The sequence below is a fragment of the Pseudomonas sp. JS425 genome (assembly GCF_018223845.1).
Taxonomy (GTDB): Bacteria; Pseudomonadota; Gammaproteobacteria; order Pseudomonadales; family Pseudomonadaceae; genus Aquipseudomonas; species Aquipseudomonas asiatica.
In genome coordinates this window covers 2,462,410-2,479,730 of record NZ_CP073661.1, presented here as the reverse complement: position 1 = coordinate 2,479,730, position 17,321 = coordinate 2,462,410, and the positions used below count along the sequence as shown (strand labels likewise).

11 protein-coding genes and 2 pseudogenes are annotated in these 17,321 nt (G+C 63.6%); 4 read left to right on the top strand and 9 right to left on the bottom strand.

Annotated features, from left to right (window positions below):
- Together KDB76_RS11330 and KDB76_RS11325 are read right to left on the bottom strand one after the other, a co-directional pair.
- Positions 1-1,461 carry an AMP-binding protein gene (locus KDB76_RS11330; RefSeq protein WP_038409314.1) on the bottom strand — a complete coding sequence of 487 codons (1,461 nt, stop codon included), beginning with the start codon at positions 1,459-1,461 and terminating at the stop codon, positions 1-3.
- Positions 1,451-2,128: a thermostable hemolysin gene (locus tag KDB76_RS11325; protein ID WP_003259304.1), complete on the bottom strand. Its 678-nt coding sequence runs from the start codon at positions 2,126-2,128 to the stop codon at positions 1,451-1,453. Before KDB76_RS11325 ends, KDB76_RS11330 begins: the two co-directional genes overlap by 11 nt.
- Before the next feature lie 111 nt (positions 2,129-2,239).
- On the opposite strand from KDB76_RS11325, the gene KDB76_RS11320 reads away from it, so the two are divergent.
- A complete protein-coding gene (locus KDB76_RS11320) occupies positions 2,240-2,809 on the top strand; it encodes a hypothetical protein (RefSeq protein WP_038409312.1) in 570 nt (189 codons plus the stop codon).
- 112 nt (positions 2,810-2,921) lie between these two features.
- Here KDB76_RS11320 and KDB76_RS11315 read toward each other — a convergent pair whose 3' ends face one another.
- The 4 genes from KDB76_RS11315 to KDB76_RS11300 form a co-directional block, all read right to left on the bottom strand.
- Entirely contained in the window at positions 2,922-4,598 is a 1,677-nt protein-coding gene (locus tag KDB76_RS11315; RefSeq protein ID WP_013972077.1) for an MFS transporter, read from the bottom strand.
- A 216-nt stretch (positions 4,599-4,814) separates the two neighbouring features.
- The gene (locus KDB76_RS11310) at positions 4,815-5,594 is read right to left on the bottom strand and encodes an alpha/beta hydrolase (RefSeq protein ID WP_013972076.1); all 780 of its coding nucleotides are present in this window, start codon (positions 5,592-5,594) and stop codon (positions 4,815-4,817) included.
- Positions 5,591-6,016 carry a VOC family protein gene (locus KDB76_RS11305; protein WP_013972075.1) on the bottom strand — a complete coding sequence of 142 codons (426 nt, stop codon included), beginning with the start codon at positions 6,014-6,016 and terminating at the stop codon, positions 5,591-5,593. The genes KDB76_RS11310 and KDB76_RS11305 overlap by 4 nt, the downstream gene beginning before the upstream one ends.
- Positions 6,017-6,372: 356 nt before the next feature.
- Positions 6,373-7,299 carry an alpha/beta fold hydrolase gene (locus KDB76_RS11300; RefSeq protein WP_013972074.1) on the bottom strand — a complete coding sequence of 309 codons (927 nt, stop codon included), beginning with the start codon at positions 7,297-7,299 and terminating at the stop codon, positions 6,373-6,375.
- 254 nt (positions 7,300-7,553) lie between these two features.
- On the opposite strand from KDB76_RS11300, the gene KDB76_RS11295 reads away from it, so the two are divergent.
- Entirely contained in the window at positions 7,554-12,422 is a 4,869-nt protein-coding gene (locus KDB76_RS11295) for an NEL-type E3 ubiquitin ligase domain-containing protein (RefSeq protein ID WP_321029172.1), read from the top strand.
- 7 nt (positions 12,423-12,429) lie between these two features.
- Here the strand turns inward: KDB76_RS11295 and KDB76_RS11290 are convergent, their stop codons facing one another.
- Positions 12,430-14,946 (bottom strand): UvrD-helicase domain-containing protein, encoded by a 2,517-nt coding sequence (locus KDB76_RS11290; RefSeq protein WP_038409309.1) that lies wholly within the window; start codon positions 14,944-14,946, stop codon positions 12,430-12,432.
- A 175-nt stretch (positions 14,947-15,121) separates the two neighbouring features.
- Here KDB76_RS11290 and KDB76_RS11285 point away from each other — a divergent pair, with 175 nt between their 5' ends.
- Together KDB76_RS11285 and KDB76_RS29750 are read left to right on the top strand one after the other, a co-directional pair.
- A complete protein-coding gene (locus tag KDB76_RS11285; RefSeq protein WP_013972071.1) occupies positions 15,122-15,820 on the top strand; it encodes a pirin family protein in 699 nt (232 codons plus the stop codon).
- Positions 15,817-16,029: pseudogene (locus KDB76_RS29750) on the top strand (hypothetical protein); the annotation flags it as partial. The gene KDB76_RS11285 and the pseudogene KDB76_RS29750, both read left to right, overlap by 4 nt.
- A gap of 311 nt (positions 16,030-16,340) precedes the next feature.
- Here KDB76_RS29750 and KDB76_RS11280 read toward each other — a convergent pair.
- Entirely contained in the window at positions 16,341-16,826 is a 486-nt protein-coding gene (locus tag KDB76_RS11280) for an isochorismatase family cysteine hydrolase (RefSeq protein WP_038409308.1), read from the bottom strand.
- A gap of 148 nt (positions 16,827-16,974) precedes the next feature.
- A pseudogene (locus KDB76_RS11275) lies at positions 16,975-17,136 on the bottom strand (LysR family transcriptional regulator); the annotation flags it as partial.
- Positions 17,137-17,321 lie beyond the last annotated feature (185 nt).

Genomic DNA, 17,321 nt, shown 5'->3' with positions numbered 1-17,321 from the left:
TCATTGAAGGTCGGATAACAGAGACTGGTAACACCGCAGGATCTGTTCGCGGCGTGGCCGGCCGTTGGCGGTCAGGGTTTGCCCGGCGGCGCTCAAAGGTTCGGGCAGACGCCGCCAGGCATGCACCCGGGCATAATCCGGCAGGCCGGCATTGGCCTGGCGAATGGCCTGTTCCAGGGTATGGTCGTCAGCCTGCGGGTCCAGCGGCCAGATCAACGCCAGGTTGTGTGCCAGGCCTTCGCCGTGGACGAACGCCTGGGCGATCACTCCGCCCTGGGTCAGTTCGGCCTCGACCCATTCGGGGTTGACGTTGCGCCCGAAGCTGGTGCTGTACTGGTGCTTCTTGCGCCCGGCCAGGTACAGGAAGCCGTCGCTGTCGAAGTGGCCCAGGTCACCGGTCGACAACCACGGCTCGCTGAAGGGTGGTTCGCCCAGGTAGCCGAGCAACGCCGAACCGGCCACCTGCACTTCGCCATCTTCGGCAATGCGCACCTGCACATGCGGCAGCGGCCGCCCGACACTGCCCGCACGATGCGCCCCGGGGCGGTTGAGGCATACCACCGAAGCGCATTCGGACAAGCCATAGCCCTCGAACACCGGTAGCCCGATGGCCTGGGCCCGGGCCAGCAGGCTCGGCGCCACCCGCGCGCCGCCCACCGCCACGAAGCGCAACGGGCCGACCCGCATCAGGCCGCGCTCGATGGCAGTGACCAGCCCAAGCAGCAGTTGCGGCACCAGGATCAGGCTTTCGGCACCACTCAAGGCGATGGCGCCCAGCAATTGCTTGAAGTCGACCTGGCTGGCACCGCGAAAACCCAGTTGCGCCTGCGGATACAGGGCAATGCTCGCCCCGGCCAGCAGGGCCGCGTACAGGCCCAGGTTTTCCAGCAGCACCGCCAGAGGCAATACCGCCAGGTACTTGCCGGGCGCCGTGGGCCGGCTGGCAGCCTCCAGCTCACGCGCTACCCGCAGCATGGCCTCGGCGCTCAGGCATACGCCCTTGGGTGCACCGGTACTGCCGGAGGTGTAGGTGACTTTCGCGGTGCCCGGCGGCAAGGGTGCGGCCGCTGGCGGCTGCCGGCTCCAGAAGCGCTCACCGGCAGTGAAGCCGCTGGCGTGCAAGTCGTCAGCGAAAGCCTCTTCGGCCAGCGCCAGCACCGCCCCGCTCTGTGCCAGGCAGTGGCGGCGCTGGGCGCTGCTGAAGAACGCCGGCAGAATAACGATGGGGCGCGCCGCGAACAGCGCAGCCAGGTCCCAGAACAGCGCCTCGGGACCGTTCTCCAGGGCCAGGACGAAACTGCCCGGTGGCTGCGCGCTCAGCCAGGCCTGGCGTTGCTCGACCTCGTCCAGCAATTGTTGATAGGTGAACGGCCCGCCAAGGCCCAGCAACGCCGGTTGCGCCCCTCGGTGGCGGGCATGCAGTTGCAGCACTTCCCTGAACAGCTGGCATTCACGCGGCATGACCGGCCTCCTGCACGCTCGCGGGCAAGCCCAGCCGCTCGAAAACGCCGCCGCGGGCCAGGGCTGCATGGCCGTAGCCGATGTTGCCAACGAACACTTGCGGGTGCTGAGCGTAGTAACTGCCCCAACTGTCGGCATCGCCGTTCAGCCGGCCAGGGTCGGCCACAGCCAGCGCCGTCGGCACCAGGCCCAGGCGATGAAAGCTGTTGACCAGGGTCGCGGCACCGGTGAAGGCCACCCACTGCAAACCGCGGGCGGCCAGCAACCAGGTCACGGCAATGATCATGATCCGCGCGCTGCCGGCGCTGAGCGCGGCCAGGTTGCCCACTTCGACCAACTGTGCACGGCTCACCGAGCTGCCAGACAGCCGGGTCACGGCCGCTTCCAGCGGCTCATCCAGGTAACGCTCGAGGAAGGTCGGCCCACTGCTGGCCAGGCGTATGCCGGCGGCGGCCATCAGGCGCCCGTGGCTGTCATGCAGGCCGAGCAGTTCGGGCAGGTAGTGCTGCACGTCGGCGTGGTGCGCACAGGCAAAGCGGGCGTGAATGAACTGTTCCAGCTCGTCGCGCCCGGGCTCCCCCGGGCGTTTCAGCGTCATGCGGGCAAGCCGCTCGCCGTGGCTACCGATAGCCAGTGGAAACAGGCTGGCGCTGTCTGCCTGAGTCATGGCGGTCCCCCTTTCAAGTCAGGTGTTGGGGGCAGTATCAGGGGGCAATCTGAAGCCAATCTGAAGTGCTACATTTGCCATTGCCCTCACGCGCACCAACAAGGAAAACAGATGCGCCACGAATTCAGCGAAGTGCTCAACGACCTGGTCGACTACTTTCTGCTCGGCGATATCCAGTTGCTCGAGCGCTTCAAGCAACAACATGAATTGCCCGACGACCTGGCCCATGCCTTCACCCACGGCGACAGCGGCGACCAGGCCGTGCGCGAAGGGGTCGTGCTGCCACTGGCCGGGGCCGATAACCTGCCCTACCGCATCCTGTTCACCCTGGACAACCATACCCCGGCCCTGCGCGAACCCGGCAGCCGCCTGAAGCACCGACGCAATGGCTATGTGCTGCAGGTCGAGCACGGTGCGCTGATGCTGTACACCTGGCGCATCCTGCAGCACTTCACGCCCAAGACACTGGGTGACCTGATGGCGCGTTACCAGGTGCCGGGGCGGCCGATCATCGAGCTGGACAATGGCTGGTATGACGTGGAGGTGCTGGCGGGTGCACTGGTGCGGGACGGGCTGTACGAGCCAGCGTTCGAGTTCGTGTTGAAGAAGCGCTGGAGCCGCGGCGAGGCAGCTGGGGTGGATACCGGATATGCCTTTGGGTTGCGTGGGTATTTCGACTGATGGGTTGACTGTGCCGGCCTCTTCGCGGGCTTGCCCGCTCCCACAGGGCACAGTGATATCCCTGTGGGAGCGGGCAAGCCCGCGAAAAGGCCGGTACAGTCAGCCTCAACCTTCAAGTGTGGTTGATATCGCGGTCCTTGGTCTCCGGCAGGAAGAAGATCCCCAGCACCGCCGTCATCACTGCAATCACGATCGGGTACCACAAGCCGTAATAGATATCCCCGGTCGCCGCCACCATGGCAAACGCCACGGTCGGCAGGAAGCCGCCGAACCAGCCGTTGCCGATGTGGTAAGGCAGCGACATCGAGGTGTAACGGATGCGTGCCGGGAATAGCTCCACCAGCCAGGCCGCGATCGGCCCGTAGACCATGGTCACGTAGATCACCAGAATGGTCAGCAGCAACAGCACCATCGGGTAGTGGATCTTCGCCGGGTCGGCCTTTTCCGGGTAGCCGGCTTCCTTCAACGCCCCGGTCAAGGTCGCGGTAAAGGCATCGCTCTGTGCCTTGAAGTCCGCTGCCGCCAGGCTGCGTCCATCAAAGCTTGGCAGCACCCGTTCACCAATGCGGATCTGCGCCACGCTGCCAGGTTCTGCCGCTTCGTTGGTATAGGGGATGGCCCGCTTGGCCAGCAGGCTCTTGGCGATATCGCACGAACTGGTGAATTTGGCCTTGCCCACCGGGTCGAACTGGAACGCGCACTGGGCAGGGTCTGCCATTACCACCACCGGGTTTTGCTCCTGGGCGACGAACACGTCCGGGTTGCCGTACTGGGTCAATGCCTTGAAGATCGGGAAGTAGGTCAGCGCGGCGATGATGCAACCGGCCATGATGATTTTCTTGCGGCCGATGCGGTCGGACAGGCTGCCGAAGAAGATGAAGAACGGTGTGCCGATCAATAGCGAACCGGCAATCAGCAGGTTGGCGGTCTGCGGCTCGATCTTGAGCATCTGCAACAGGAAGAACAGCGCATAGAACTGCCCGGTGTACCACACCACGGCCTGGCCGGCGGTGCCACCGAGCAGCGCCATGACCACCACCTTGAGGTTGTCCCAGCGGGCGAACGACTCAGTCAGTGGCGCCTTGGACGCCTTGCCCTCGGCCTTCATCTTCATGAACACCGGCGACTCGTTGAGTTGCATGCGGATGTACACCGAAATCGCCAGCAGCAGTATCGACAGCAGGAATGGCACTCGCCAGCCCCAGGCCTCGAACACCTCGTTACCCATGGCCGTGCGGCAAGCCATGATCACCAGCAGCGAGAGGAACAGCCCCAGGGTGGCCGTGGTCTGGATCCAGGCAGTGAAAAAGCCGCGCCGGCCCTTGGGTGCATGTTCGGCCACGTAGGTGGCCGCACCGCCGTACTCGCCACCCAGTGCCAGGCCCTGCAGCAGGCGCAGGCTGATGAGGATGATTGGCGCTGCCACGCCGATCGTGGCATAGCTGGGCAACAGGCCCACCACAGCGGTGGACAAGCCCATGATGACGATGGTGATGAGGAAGGTGTACTTGCGCCCGATCATGTCGCCCAGGCGACCGAACACGATGGCGCCGAATGGCCGCACGGCAAAGCCGGCGGCAAAGGCCAGCAAGGCGAAGATGAACGAGGTGGTTTCATTGACCCCGGCAAAGAAGTGCTTGGCGATGATCGCCGCCAGGGAGCCGTACAGGTAGAAGTCGTACCATTCGAATACCGTGCCCAGGGATGAGGCGAAGATGACCTTGCGCTCCTCCCGGGTGATACCGCGTTGGGGCGCGCTGCCCGTGGATGTGCTGTCGAGAACCGCCATGGGGTGCCTCCGTCTTGTCGTCATGCAGGCCGGGAGCACCTCAAATCTTTTTCACCATCGCACCCAGGCCCTGGGGGGCTTGCTTTGGATATGCGAAGCACGACGAGGCAGGCCGCCTCGGATCGCAGCAAGGTAACTGAAGCATAATAGGCTTTGCCGGGATATCCACTTGAGCCTTGCGCGATCCGTGCAGGACCGCGTCAGCCTGGGGAAAGGTCAGCGCAAGAACTGCAGGACTTCCTCCAGTACCCGCTCGGCCTGCTCCCGATGCGGCACATGGCCACAACCTTGCAGCAGGCGCATCAACCCCGGGCCGCCAGCCAGCGCCACCAACCGCTCGGGGTGTGCCGGCGAGCCGAACTCGTCGTTGTCGCCATGCAGGCTCAACAGCGGGCAGCGTACCTGCGGCAGCAGCGCATCCAGGCTCCAATCGGCAAAGTGCTCGGACAACCAGTTGTCCACCCAGGCACGCAATACCCACTCGGCCTTGCCGCCGTGGTAGCGCTCCAGCCGTTGCAACTGCCCGGGTTCGGCAAACTGCTGGTCGGCCACGCGAATGCCCTCAAGGGTACGGGCCTCGACAAACGCCTGCGCCGATTCGGTAATCAGCCCCACACACTGGCTGGCGAAGGCCGCCGCACAGGCCACGGCCATGCCGCCGCCAACGCTGTGGCCGAAGACAATGAAATCGCCAATGCCAAAATGCTCGCGCAGCGCCGTGAACCCCTGCTGCGCCTCATCTTCGACAAAGCCCAGGCGCAAGCTGCCGGGGTGGGCGTCGGAGCGGCCAAAGCCCAGGCGATCGTAGGCGATTACCCGGTGCCCGGTGGTTTGCGCAAGCTGCGCCGGGAACTCGCGCCACAAGGCCACGCAACCCAGCGAATCGTGCAGCAGGACGATCGGCGCACCCTGCGCCTGCAGCGGCGCCCATTCCTGGGCGAAGAGCTTGCCTTGGGCGGTGTCGATCCAGTGCTCGCGGGTGTGCAGGTTGCTCATGGAGCCTCCGTTGCCGGTACCGGCCCTTTCAGCTCGACCTGGTTGCCATCGGGGTCGTAGCAGTACAGCGACAGCCCCTCGCCTTCGGCGCCATAGCGTTTTTCCGCAGGTTCGACTTCAACCCCCGCAGCTTGCAGGTAGGCCGTAAGTGCAGCCTCGTCGAACGGCTCGATGCGCAGGCAGAAATGGTGGAGGTTGCGCCCCTCGGTCCCCGGCGCCGCTCCACCAGGCTTACCCAGGGGACCGTCCAGGGTCACCAGGTCGATCATCGCCGTGCCTGTGGCCAGGTGGACCATTCCCAGGTCTTCGCGCACGCGGCTGACCGTGCAGCCGAGCAGTTGGGTGTAGAAAGCGACGCTGCGCTCCAGGTCGCTGACCCGCAGGACGAGGTGGTCAATGTGCTTGATGACGAATGGTCGCATGCCAAGGCTCCTTGTGGCCGCTGGATTCCTGTGGGAGCGGGCGTGCCCGCGAATCAGGCGTTGCGGTGAATGGCACGGGCTTCGCCCGCTCTCATGGAACTGCACATAACTCATTGAATTAGCAGGGCACCTGTGGGAGCGGCTTTAGCCGCGAACACCGGCGCAGCCGGTGCCATGCACCGCGTTGGATTCTTCGCGGCTAAAGCCGCTCCCACAGGGTACGAGGATCGCTTGCGAATTCAGTTATCTGCGCGACAGCGCAGCCCAAAGAGCTGGACAACTTCCCACAAGGGATCACGCAAGCCCGATTAGATTCACCACCATAGCCCACGTGCGCATGGCATGACCATATCCAGTTACTCGTTTACCAACCGTTGCAGCACACCCCCTTCATGGCGGGCGAGGATGCGCAGCAGTTGATCGACCAGCGCCCGGTCCGGCGCATCCAGGTGGAAGTGGTGCCCGCCCGGATGCCAGGAGATCTTCGCCTGGCTGGGCAAAGCCGCCTGGCGCCGGGTAAAGGCCTCACCGGTGAATGCCCCCTGGCGACCGAACAGCAGGTACAACGGGCAACGGATCTGGCTGAGCAGGTCGCAGGCTTCGCGCTCGGTCAGCGGCATGGGTTCGGGCAGCACCAGGCGTGGGTCGTGGCGCCAGCAATAGCCCTCGCCCAGCTGCAGCAGGTCGCGCAGCGCCAGCAGCCGTGCCGCCTCTTCCGACAACTCGGTGTCCAGGCGCTCGCGGCGTTGTGCCAGGGCCGTGTCCAGGTCCTCGAAACGGCCGACGTCCGGCTCGGCAAAACCCTGCAACTGGCTGCGCTGCACCATGCGCTTGAGCCGGTAGGCCCGGGCCAGGTGCTGCACGCGGTCGTCCTCGGCCACCGTGAACGGTGCGCCCATGCCGTCGAGGAAGGTCATGCTGGCAATACCGCTGGTCATGGCCGCCAGCAGCGACGCCACCCCGGTGCCCATGCCATGGGCCAGCACATGGAATTGCACCATGCCCAGGCTGTCGGCCACCGCCAGCATGTCCTCGGCATGTTCCCACAGGTAGTAGCCACTGTCGTGGCGGCGATGGTCCGAGCGGCCGTGGCCCACCAGGTCGGGGGCAACCACGAAGCAGCCGTCGAGCATCGGTGCCAGGCGCTCGAACGAGGCGGCGTTGTCCAGCCAGCCATGCAGGGCCAGCACCGGGATGCCGTCCTCCGCCCCCCAGGTCCGTACCGCAATTTCAATACCGTCGAGGTCCAGCAGGTGATCCTTGGGACTGCACAGCGAATGCATCTTAGTTCTCCCTGATAGAGCGCCGGCCCATGGCCAGGCATCACATGACACCGACCCATACCCCACACGCCGGCGTCATCCACACGACATGCCTACCCCATGCCTTGCGCCACCATCTCCCAACAGCCCTGCCCGCGCTGCTCCCCTACCGACGCTCTCGTGCACAGAACCGACCTGCGCATTCAACTAAATACCACCGCATGCCAAGGCGAAACCTGTCGACTGGCGCCTCCATTGACCACGGAGTATTCAGCATGACCAGCACACCCGTGCCTTTCCATCAGGCCCAGATTGTCCGTAACCTGCCTACCTGGTGCCGAACGATGCACCCCGACCATACCCGCCGCGTCGTGCAGAGCGTGCGCAAGGACTACCTCGACGAAAACGGCTCGCCTTACGCCTGGTACGCTGCAGCCAGCGATGAAGACCAGGCGCGTTTACGACAGCTGATCAGCGCCCGCAATGCCGGGTTCAAAGCGCTGCAAGCCTTGCTCGATGACTTCAGGCAGATCAGCGAATTCTGCAAGCCTTTGCTCGAGGGCCGGTTGGGCCCGGATGTCGAAGTGGACAAAGCCCAGTACCTGCACCAGCCGTTCAAGGTGTACACCACGCTGGAAAATGTCCCAGGCCTCGATTTTTCACTCGGCGGTGACGATACGTACATCAAGCGCCCCGAAGGGCCGCCACAGAAGCGCTCGCTGCTGGAGGCCGCACTGCACAATTTCGAAGGGCCCGACGAAGTGGGCCCGTTCGACACCCTGACCCTTGGCACGGACAACGTCGCCTCACTTCCCGGGCTCGAGCCCGAAGCGTTCGTGAACCTTTGCCGAAGCCTGAACCTGGGCCAGCAGTATCAAGACCACCTGCAGGGCATTTATGAAGGCCCCAGAAAGGCCGCGATCGAACAGCAGTGGATCGATGCAAGCCAGCAGGCACTGAAAACCGAGGCAATGATCGCCTACCTCAAGGGCCTGTTGACGCTCAAAGGCCACAATGCTCTGGTACAGCTATGCGACAACGAAAGCACGCCGCGTTACGGCGAACACAAGCTTCGCTGCTGGCGCTTCAGCCTGTTCGGCATCCCGCTTCATGGCGTACTGCTGATAGGCCCCGATGAAGCCGACCAGACCAACCCCTGCATGCTCTACATTCCCCACGATTCCGAACACCCGGTAAGGGAGTTCGCTTCCTTGCAAAAAGCCGGCTCACTCATGCGTCAACGCCTGGTGCAAACCACGTTTCGCCAGCACTTGATCAGCTTCGCTGACCAGGACAACCAGGTCGAGCTCAGCCGCAAGCTCGAAAATGCCTTGTTCGAGCACGACGCCTCCACACGCAAACCCAAGAACAAGCCTGAGCTGCACTTCAAACGAACGCGCCTGGCCTTTCCTATCTGGCAGGTGCTTTACAGAGACCACAAGCGCCGCGTCAAGGCAACTGCCAGAGCAATTGCAGTACCGACCGCCGATGCCGACGCCAAGGCACGCAAGGAACGGCTGCAGCACTGGCTGGACGCAGGCATGAACGTACTGAACGTGGCCGCCTTCTTCGTGCCTGGGCTGGATGCCGCGATGCTTGGGGTATTTGCCTACGACCTCATGGACTCGGTGTTCACCGGGTTCGAAGCCTGGGAAGAAGGCGATACCCAGGAAGCGCTGCAACAACTCGAGTCGCTGGCCATCAATGCCGCCGTGATTGCCGGTTTCGCCGTCGGCAGCAAAGCGCTCAAGGCATCGGGGTTCGTCGATGCGCTGGAAAGCGTCTGGAAAGGTGGCCGCGAACGGCTTTGGCACCCAGACATGGGCCCTTACAGCACTTCGAACTCGTTGCCGGTGGGTGTGCAGAAAAATGCCCAAGGGCTCTACATCATCGATGGCAAAACCCACGTTTGGCTTCAAGGCAAACTGTATGAGGTGTTCGAAACCGACGGACAGTGGCATGTGCGCCACCCGGACGCCCCCGATGCCTACACTCCGGCCTTGCGCAACCTCGGCGACCAGCGCTGGCAGTTGGCCCACGACAACCCGCTCGAATGGGACGATGCGCAGTTGCTCGAGGGGCTGGGCCGGTTCGGCCAGGGGCTGGATGCATCGGACCAACTTGCCGCCTTGCGCATTACCGAAGTCGACGCAGACACCTTGCGTCGCAGCCAGGTCACCGGCTCGCAGCCGCCGCCTCTGCTGGCCGATACCTTGCTGCGCCTGCGACTGGCTGACGACGTGGAGGGCATCATCACCCGGGTACGTCATGGCCAGCCTTTGGCTGCACATATGAACTTCGCGCTGCCGGAACTGGTACAGCTGCCTGGCTGGCCCGAGAACTACAGGCTGAAGGTCTTCACCGGTGCCGAAAAATGGGGGGAGGCAGACTATTTCGGTGCGCAGCCAAAAGCAGACACAGTACAAATCGAGATCGGCCGCGAAGAGCTTGACGATGGCGAACTGAGCAAGATTGTCCTGGCGGGGATGGATGAAGATGTCATACAGCAGCTGCTACCCGATACGCCAGTAGAGCAGCGCCCGGGCGCCCTGAACGAGCTGCTGGCCAACCACCTGACAGCACGTCGTCACGAAATCTTCGCGAGCATGCTGGAAAGCCATCGCGCACCGCTTGGCGACGAAGCACAGACCTTGGGCCGCCAGTTCCCCGGCTTGCCTGACAATGCCCTGGAAGAGCTCGTCGCACATGCCGACAGCACCGAACGCGAACGCCTGAAGAACGGGCGCGTGCCCTTGCGCGTGGCTGAAGAAGCCCGCTACCTGCAGGCCCGCGCCCGCCTCGATCGTGCCTTGACCGGCCTGTACCGAGCAGACCTGGCCAATGCCGACAGCCAGCTGCTGCGCGATGCATTGGTAGCCGAACAGCCGCAGGCGAGTGAAGCCGAGCTGTTCGCCAGCGCCGTCGCCGACCGATCGGGCTGCGCCGTGCTGCTTGGCCAGCAATCAATCAAGCCAGGCTTTCGCTCGCCCATGCGCCTGGCACATGGGCGAATCGGTTACCCGCTCAGTGGTCGAGGAGCAGCAATCAGCACATCCGCCGCGACAAGTCGGCTCAATCGACTTTTCCCTTCTCTGAATAGCAAACAAATCACCGCCCTGAGCGACGAATTGAGCCGGACCCGTGACCTGGGCTCGGCAATTCGGCAACTGGAGACGGAGTGGCAAACGCTGGATAGCAATCTGGAAAGTTGGTACAAGAGCGCCCCTGACATCTTCAGGCGCCAGGATCGAGAAAAATGCGCCGAAAGCCTCAAAGAGGCCTGGCGGCGGGAGGGTTCAGCCAAACTGGGCACGCTCGTTCTGGAGAAGATACAAATATCCGAGCTGCCAGCGATCACAGCGAGCCTGCCCTACATCCGTGAACTCAAGCTGAACGATCTGCAACTGCAACGACTGGACAGGGCGTTCCTGTCATGCTTCCCCAACCTGCAAGTGCTGAGAGTGACCAACATCGCGACAATCAACCCGCAAGCGTTGTTCGAAGCGCTCGAAGCGGTGCCCAAGCTGCAAACACTGGACCTGACCAACAATACCGTTGTTACCCTCTCACCCACCGCACAACGAGTGCTGGCAGCGATGCCAGGCTTGCGCGAACTGAACCTGACCGGCAACAACCTTACATTGGATCAAGCGACATTGGCTTTCCTCTGCGATCAGCCGCTTAATATCCTGAAGCTGAGTCGAAATCGCATCACGCTTGATGAAAACCTCGCCACACGCTTCCAGGACATGATCCATCCGCAGCAACTGGACCTGAGCTTCAACTCGCTGCAACACGCGCCTGATGTGCGCTACATGGCGCGGCTGCAGCACCTGGATCTGGACAGAACTCAGCTGCATGCCTTTCCCCCTGGCCTGAGCACCCTGATGAACCAGCGACAGTACCAGTTACGTTACCTGAACCTCTCGTCCAACCACATTCCCAATGTTCCGGACCTGGTAAACATCCTGCGCAGTCCGTATGTGCGGGACGTCGCAGCGCGCGTGCGCGATCGCCGTTGGCTTTTCAACTACAACAATCTGGAAGCCGAGCCGGCCAGGCAACTGCGCGCAAGAGGCGTCAACATCTTCGAGCACCCGCCCGAAAGGCAGGAGTGGCAACGGCTCTGGCGCGATTCCGCAACCGATCATCAGGTACAGGTGTGGTCCGACCTGTTCGATCAGAACGACAATGGCGACCTGCAAGCGGTGTTGGAGCGTCTGACCGACTCGGTGGAAGCGCGAAGGGATCTGCGAAGCCTGCGTGCCCGAGTGTGGGAACTGTTGGAGCAGGCCCACGGGGACGCGGTGTTGCGCGAGCGTTTGAACGAGGTGGCGAAAATCTTCCCGCCCACTTGCGGTGACGCCGGCGCCGATGCGTTCAGCGCCCTGGAAGTGGAGTTGCTGATCCACCAGGTATCTGGGGAAGCACAGGACACGGCAAAGCCGATACTCGACCTTTATCGCAAGCTGTACCGTCGCGAGAAAGTCAACGAACTGGCCGATCGCATCAGCCTGCAACGCGGTTTGCGCAAGCGGGCGCTGCAGGAACATGCTGGTCAGTTACCGGACCGTGACGTACTGGATGTCGCGGCGGCGTTCCCCGATGCGGACCTGACCACAGGCCTGGTCGACGATATTGAAGTCCGCCTGGCATTGCGCCAGTCGTTGAGCGAAGACCTCGATTTTCCAGAACCCAGCAGCGGCATGCTCTATAGGGACCTCGCCAAGATCAACCAGCAGATCATCGACAACGTGCGCGATGCCGTGGTCGAACTCGATGCCGACACCACTGCCCGACAACTGTGGATAAGCGAACGGCCGGTCTGGGTTGATTACCTCAAGCGCAAATATGCCAGCCAGTTCGAGGCCATTACCGACTTCTGGCGCCCTGGCCTCGATTACCTCTTTTATTGCCTGGATGAAAGCCAGGAGGCGATCACGCACCTGGACAAATCGATAATACGGGCATTGGCCCCGGAAATGCCTGGCCTTGCGCTGGACGAAAACGGCACGCTGCGCCGGGTTCCGCTCAGTGGGAAAGCGTATTTCAAGGCTATGGAAGCCTTGACCAAGGCACAGGAGGAGGTGGAAGCCGGGCTATTGCTGAGCCTTACCCGGCAAGAAGACATCCTCGATGCCTGAAAGCTGATCAATGACCACGCAGGTCTTCGAAGAAGGCCTGCCGCCCATCCACCTGGCTCGACGCACGCGGCGCTGCCGCCGCCTCTGCGTTAGCCGCCTCCACATGCCAATAGCAGTGCCTGACCGCGCGGGTTACCGCCACGTAGGCCAGGCGCTGCACCTCTTCCTTCTGCGCGGTATCGAACGGCTGGGCATCACCGGCCTTGCCCAGCCCGGCCTGGCGATACACCTGGTTCTTGTAGGGTGAACTGGTCAGGTACTGGCAGTCGCCCAGCATGAACACTGCATCGGCTTGCAAGCCCTTGGCACTGTGGTAGGTCAACTGGCGCAGCCGGCGCTGCTCGGCCGGCAACGCCGCCTCGGCGTGCAGCACGCCTTGCAGGTGCTCGTTCATCAGCGCCCTGTCGCTGCCCTTGCGGTACAGCATCATCACCGTCTCGCCACGCTGGTAGTGCTCGATCAGTGTTTCACCCAGGGCTGCCTCGTCACGGTCGAACACTTTTACCGGCGAGCCTGGCAACTCGGCCGCCGGGCCACTGGCCCGGGCTTTCTTGCCGGCTATCGCCGGGGTGCCCTTGACCAGGTGCTCGGCCGCGTCGATCACCTGCTGCTGGCAACGGTAGTTGTCGACCAGCATCACCCGAGTGTTGGCCGGCGACGGGAAGGCCTTGGTGAATTCCATGAAGTACTTGGGCGAACTGCCACGCCAGCCGTAGATCGACTGCCAGTCGTCGCCCACGCACAGCAGCGACGAATGCTGGGCATGGCGCCCGGTGTGCATCGCCGGGCCGCGACGACGGATCTCGGCGAGGCTGGCGCGAAGCCAGCTGACGATCTGCGGTGACACGTCCTGGAACTCGTCGATCATCAGGTGCGCCAGCGGCCGCAGCAACGGGTCGGGCAGCAGTTGCAGGTTTTCCGGGTTGTTCTCGCCGAACAAGGCGAACATGCGGTTGTAGCTCATCACCGGCGGCGACTGGTCCAGCAGGTGCGCCTCCAGGGCCTTCCAGTACAGGGCCAGGGCCTCGAAGAACAGCGCATCGCTGTCGCCGGACGGGAAGCTCATCGCCGCGACGGCAGTGTTCACCTCCAGGCCGAGGTTCTCGATGAAGTTCGCCGCGCCGACAAAGGCATCGAGCAGCGGCGCCGGGGCCAGTTCGCCCTTGACCTTGTATTCGAAGCCGGGGCCGGCCACGGCATCACCGGCCAGCGACGCTGCCAGGCGCCGGGCCATGGCGTAGTTGTCGAGCCAGATCAGCGGCTGGTCGCAGAAGGCCTGCAACAGGGTGCGCTTGACCGCCCACTCGGCACGCACTGCCAGCTTGGCACCGGGGCGCTGGTACTGCGCGCTTTCCGCCGGGTCGAAGCCCAGCACGAGCAGAGGCCCCTGGCCGGCCAGACGGCCATGCACATGGAAGCGGCTGCCACGAATCTCGATGGTCTCGCGGCAGGGTTCGATGCCCTTGATCGGCCAGGCGCCGGCGGCGAACCACAGGTCTTCGATCACGTCGCACAGCTCTTCGTCGCGCTGGGCAGCCAGCTGGGTTACCTGGGCGCGCTTCTGCACATCGGGGTTGTTCGGGTCCAGCGGCTTCAGCTGCAGGGCTTCGCTGCGCAACAGGCCGACCAGCTCGGCAAAACGCGGGCTCTCGCCCAGCAGCGTGCTGTAGCACTGGTTCAGTTGCTGGCGCTGGGCATCGTTCAGGCGCAGGTCGAACGGGTTGCTCTCGGCCTCGGCCTCACGCCCGGCCGGCATCTCGTTGCCCAGCGTTTCGAACGCGCGCACCTGGCCAAAACCCGGCAGGCTGCGCACCAGCGGCAGGATGCGCGAATGGAACGTGCGCACCAGCTCGCGGGCCTGCGGCGGTTGCAGGTTGATCTGCCACAGGGCGAAAACCTGCAGCAGGCGCTTGATGAAGTCCTTGCGCGACTCGCGGGTGAAGGTGACCACGGTCATCGCATCCAGCTCGTAGCCCAGGTAGTGGCGCAACAGCAGGATGCGCAGCACCAGCGAGGTGGACTTGCCCGCCCCGGCCCCTGCCACCACGCAGGTGGACGGTGTGTCACTGAAAATCAGCTTCCATTGCGCGGCACTGGGTTGCGCCTCGGCGGGCAGACGCTGGGCGACATCGGCCTTGAAGCGCTTTTTCAGCTCGGCAGTCAGCGGCAGGCGCCAGTCATCGAACAGGTTGTCATCCCGGCCCGGTACGGCGGCGGTGTCTGGCCGGGTGTCGCGGATCACCAGCACCTGGCGCCCGGCCTCGTAACCTTCCACCCGCCCGCGTTCGAACCCTTCACGCACGCCATCGGCATGGCCACTGCGCTGGCCGCTGGCGTGGCCGAGGAACCAGGAGTCGCGGTGCTGGGCCTGCAGGCGGGTCAGGCCACGCCCCAGCAGGCGGGCCGCCAGGCGGCGAAACCAAGGCAGTTGTGCAGGAGGGGTAAGGTCGGCGGGGGCCTGGGGTTGCTCGTGGGCCACGGTCACTCCGTTGAAAAACAAAATCAGCGGGCATGTTCGCCGCATCGACAAAAAATCGCCAGCGAATGCTTGCAGATCAGTGGATTAGGCGATGAAGCGAATAAAACACTCTATTGCATTAAATCAACTTTACTGATTGTTTTAAGCCGATATTTACGCTTATTTTCGATGCTTCTTTGACGCATCATGGCCTCATTCCACTGATTCAAGGAGCACGACCATGCTGCAACTGCGACCGTTCGAAAGCCTCGGCCACGCCAACCACGGCTGGCTCGACGCCCACCATCATTTCTCGTTTGCCGAGTACTACGACCCGGCGCGCATGCACTGGGGCAACCTGCGGGTGTGGAACGACGACCTGATCGCTGCTGGCAGCGGCTTCCCGCCGCACCCGCACCGCGACATGGAAATCATCACCTATGTGCGTGAAGGCGCGATCAGTCACCAGGACAGCCTGGGTAACAAAGGCCGTACCGAAGCCGGTGACGTGCAGGTGATGAGCGCCGGCACTGGCATCGTGCATAGCGAGTACAACCTGGAAGACGTCGACACGCGTATTTTCCAGATCTGGATCGTGCCGGAGCGCACCGGCGAAGCACCGCAATGGGGTACCCGGCCGTTCCCCAAAGGTGAGCGTGGCGAAGGCTTCGTGACCCTGGCCAGCGGCCGTGCGGGCGATGAGGACAGCCTGCAGATCCGCACCGATGCGCGGCTGGTGGCTGCCACCCTGCGGGCCGGTGAAACTGCCGAGTACCGCTTCGATACCGCTCGCCGGGGTTACCTGGTGCCGGCCAAGGGGCTGGTGGAGGTCAACGGGCTGCGGGCCAAGGCGCGCGATGGCGTGGCGATCGAGCAGGAGGAGGTGCTGCGGGTGACCGCCATCGAGGACAGCGAGATCGTGCTGGTGGATGTGGCCTGACGGGTGACGCGTACCTGTGGGATGACTTTGCCCATGCTACCCGCGACGGGTTGGTGGGCGAGGTGGAACGGCTCGAGGGCGGTGTGGCGCGGGTGGTGTTCGACTTCAGGCCAGCGGCCGCGGGCCTTGCAAACGGCTTGAGATTGCCGGGGCTGCTTTGCAGCCCTTTCGCGACACAAGGCCGCTCCCACAGAACTGCACATGCCTAATTGAATTAGCAGGGACCCTGTGGGAGCGGGCAATCCCGCGAACACCGGCGGAGCCGGTGCCATCCTCCGCGTCGCCTGCTTCGCGGGCGCGCCCGCTCCCACAAGGGAATGTGACACGCTCTCGAACATTGTTCCCTATGCAACAGCGCAGCCCAAAGGGCTGGGCACTCTTCCACAGAACTGCACACGACTCATTGAATTAGCAGGGACTCTGTGGGAGCGGCTGAAGCCGCGAACATCGGCGCAGCCGGTGCCATGCTCCGCGTTGGATTCTTCGCGGCTAAAGCTACCCCGCATCATGACGACATGCACTAGCCTCGTGCGGCCAGTTCAGCGAGCACCTCGGCCGAGGTGGTGACCTGGCGGAAGTGATGCTTCCACAGGTCGGTGCCCAGCTTGCCCGACCTGTCCAGCGAAGACCCTACAGTCATGTCCGTGACCAGGGTGGGCATCAGCCCCGCATCGAACAGGGCAAAACCGGCGGCCAGCACGCAAGTTTCGGTCTGCAACCCACATACCAGCACCCTCTCCACGCCCAGTTGCCGGATGTACTCGATGGCCTCTGCGCTCTGCCCGTAGCCATGCTTGACGAACACCTGGTCAGCTTCGACCAGGCTCTCGTCCTCCGCCGCCGGGTGCCAGCCAAGCTGGCGCTCGAACGGCGTGACCTGTTCATCGTGCAACTCGACCGAGGCAATGGTGGGGATGTTGGCCGACAACCGACGCAGGCCATCGACCAGCCACTCGGGCGGGCTGAAGGTGGACTGGACATCGACAATGAGCAAAGCCTGGCGCATGGGCGGATTCCGGGCATGGGCAAAGGCGCGGAGTATAACGCGATCGCCTGTGGGAAAGGCCTCAATGCCACGCTGCCAGGTTGTCCCCCTGGCGATCGCCAAGCACTTCCACCAGGCGCCCGCTGCGCAGGTGATCGGCCAGGCTTCACTCGGCCCGCAACAGGATACCCTGCCCGTCCAGCGCCCAGTTCAGGGCGACCTCGTCATCATTGGTGCTGAGGCTGCCATGCACCTTCACCGACTCGCTCTGCTTGCCGCGGCTCAGCCGCCAGATACCGAACGCGGCGTCATTCTGGCGTAACACGATGCAGGTTACTCCCACAGGTTCTCCACAGGGCTGAGTATTGTGGGGTATCTGTGAGTTATCTGTTGCCTGAACCAACCTCTTCGCGGGCAAGCCCGCTCCTACAGGGGTATCACCAAGCCTGAGGGCAGTGATATCCCTGTGGGAGCGGGCTTGCCCGCGAATGGGCCGCAGAGCGGCCCTTGCTGCGT

Excerpts from the sequence above, each read along its gene's own strand:
- KDB76_RS11305 (WP_013972075.1), bottom strand. The coding sequence starts at position 6,016 with ATGCGACCATTCGTCATCAAGCACATTGACCACCTCGTCCTGCGGGTC.
- KDB76_RS11300 (WP_013972074.1), bottom strand. The coding sequence starts at position 7,299 with ATGCATTCGCTGTGCAGTCCCAAGGATCACCTGCTGGACCTCGACGGT.
- KDB76_RS11285 (WP_013972071.1), top strand. The coding sequence starts at position 15,122 with ATGCTGCAACTGCGACCGTTCGAAAGCCTCGGCCACGCCAACCACGGC.
- KDB76_RS11325 (WP_003259304.1), bottom strand. The coding sequence starts at position 2,128 with ATGACTCAGGCAGACAGCGCCAGCCTGTTTCCACTGGCTATCGGTAGC.
- KDB76_RS11280 (WP_038409308.1), bottom strand. The coding sequence starts at position 16,826 with ATGCGCCAGGCTTTGCTCATTGTCGATGTCCAGTCCACCTTCAGCCCG.
- KDB76_RS11295 (WP_321029172.1), top strand. The coding sequence starts at position 7,554 with ATGACCAGCACACCCGTGCCTTTCCATCAGGCCCAGATTGTCCGTAAC.
- KDB76_RS11330 (WP_038409314.1), bottom strand. The coding sequence starts at position 1,461 with ATGCCGCGTGAATGCCAGCTGTTCAGGGAAGTGCTGCAACTGCATGCC.
- KDB76_RS11320 (WP_038409312.1), top strand. The coding sequence starts at position 2,240 with ATGCGCCACGAATTCAGCGAAGTGCTCAACGACCTGGTCGACTACTTT.
- KDB76_RS11310 (WP_013972076.1), bottom strand. The coding sequence starts at position 5,594 with ATGAGCAACCTGCACACCCGCGAGCACTGGATCGACACCGCCCAAGGC.
- KDB76_RS11290 (WP_038409309.1), bottom strand. The coding sequence starts at position 14,946 with ATGCGGCGAACATGCCCGCTGATTTTGTTTTTCAACGGAGTGACCGTG.
- KDB76_RS11315 (WP_013972077.1), bottom strand. The coding sequence starts at position 4,598 with ATGGCGGTTCTCGACAGCACATCCACGGGCAGCGCGCCCCAACGCGGT.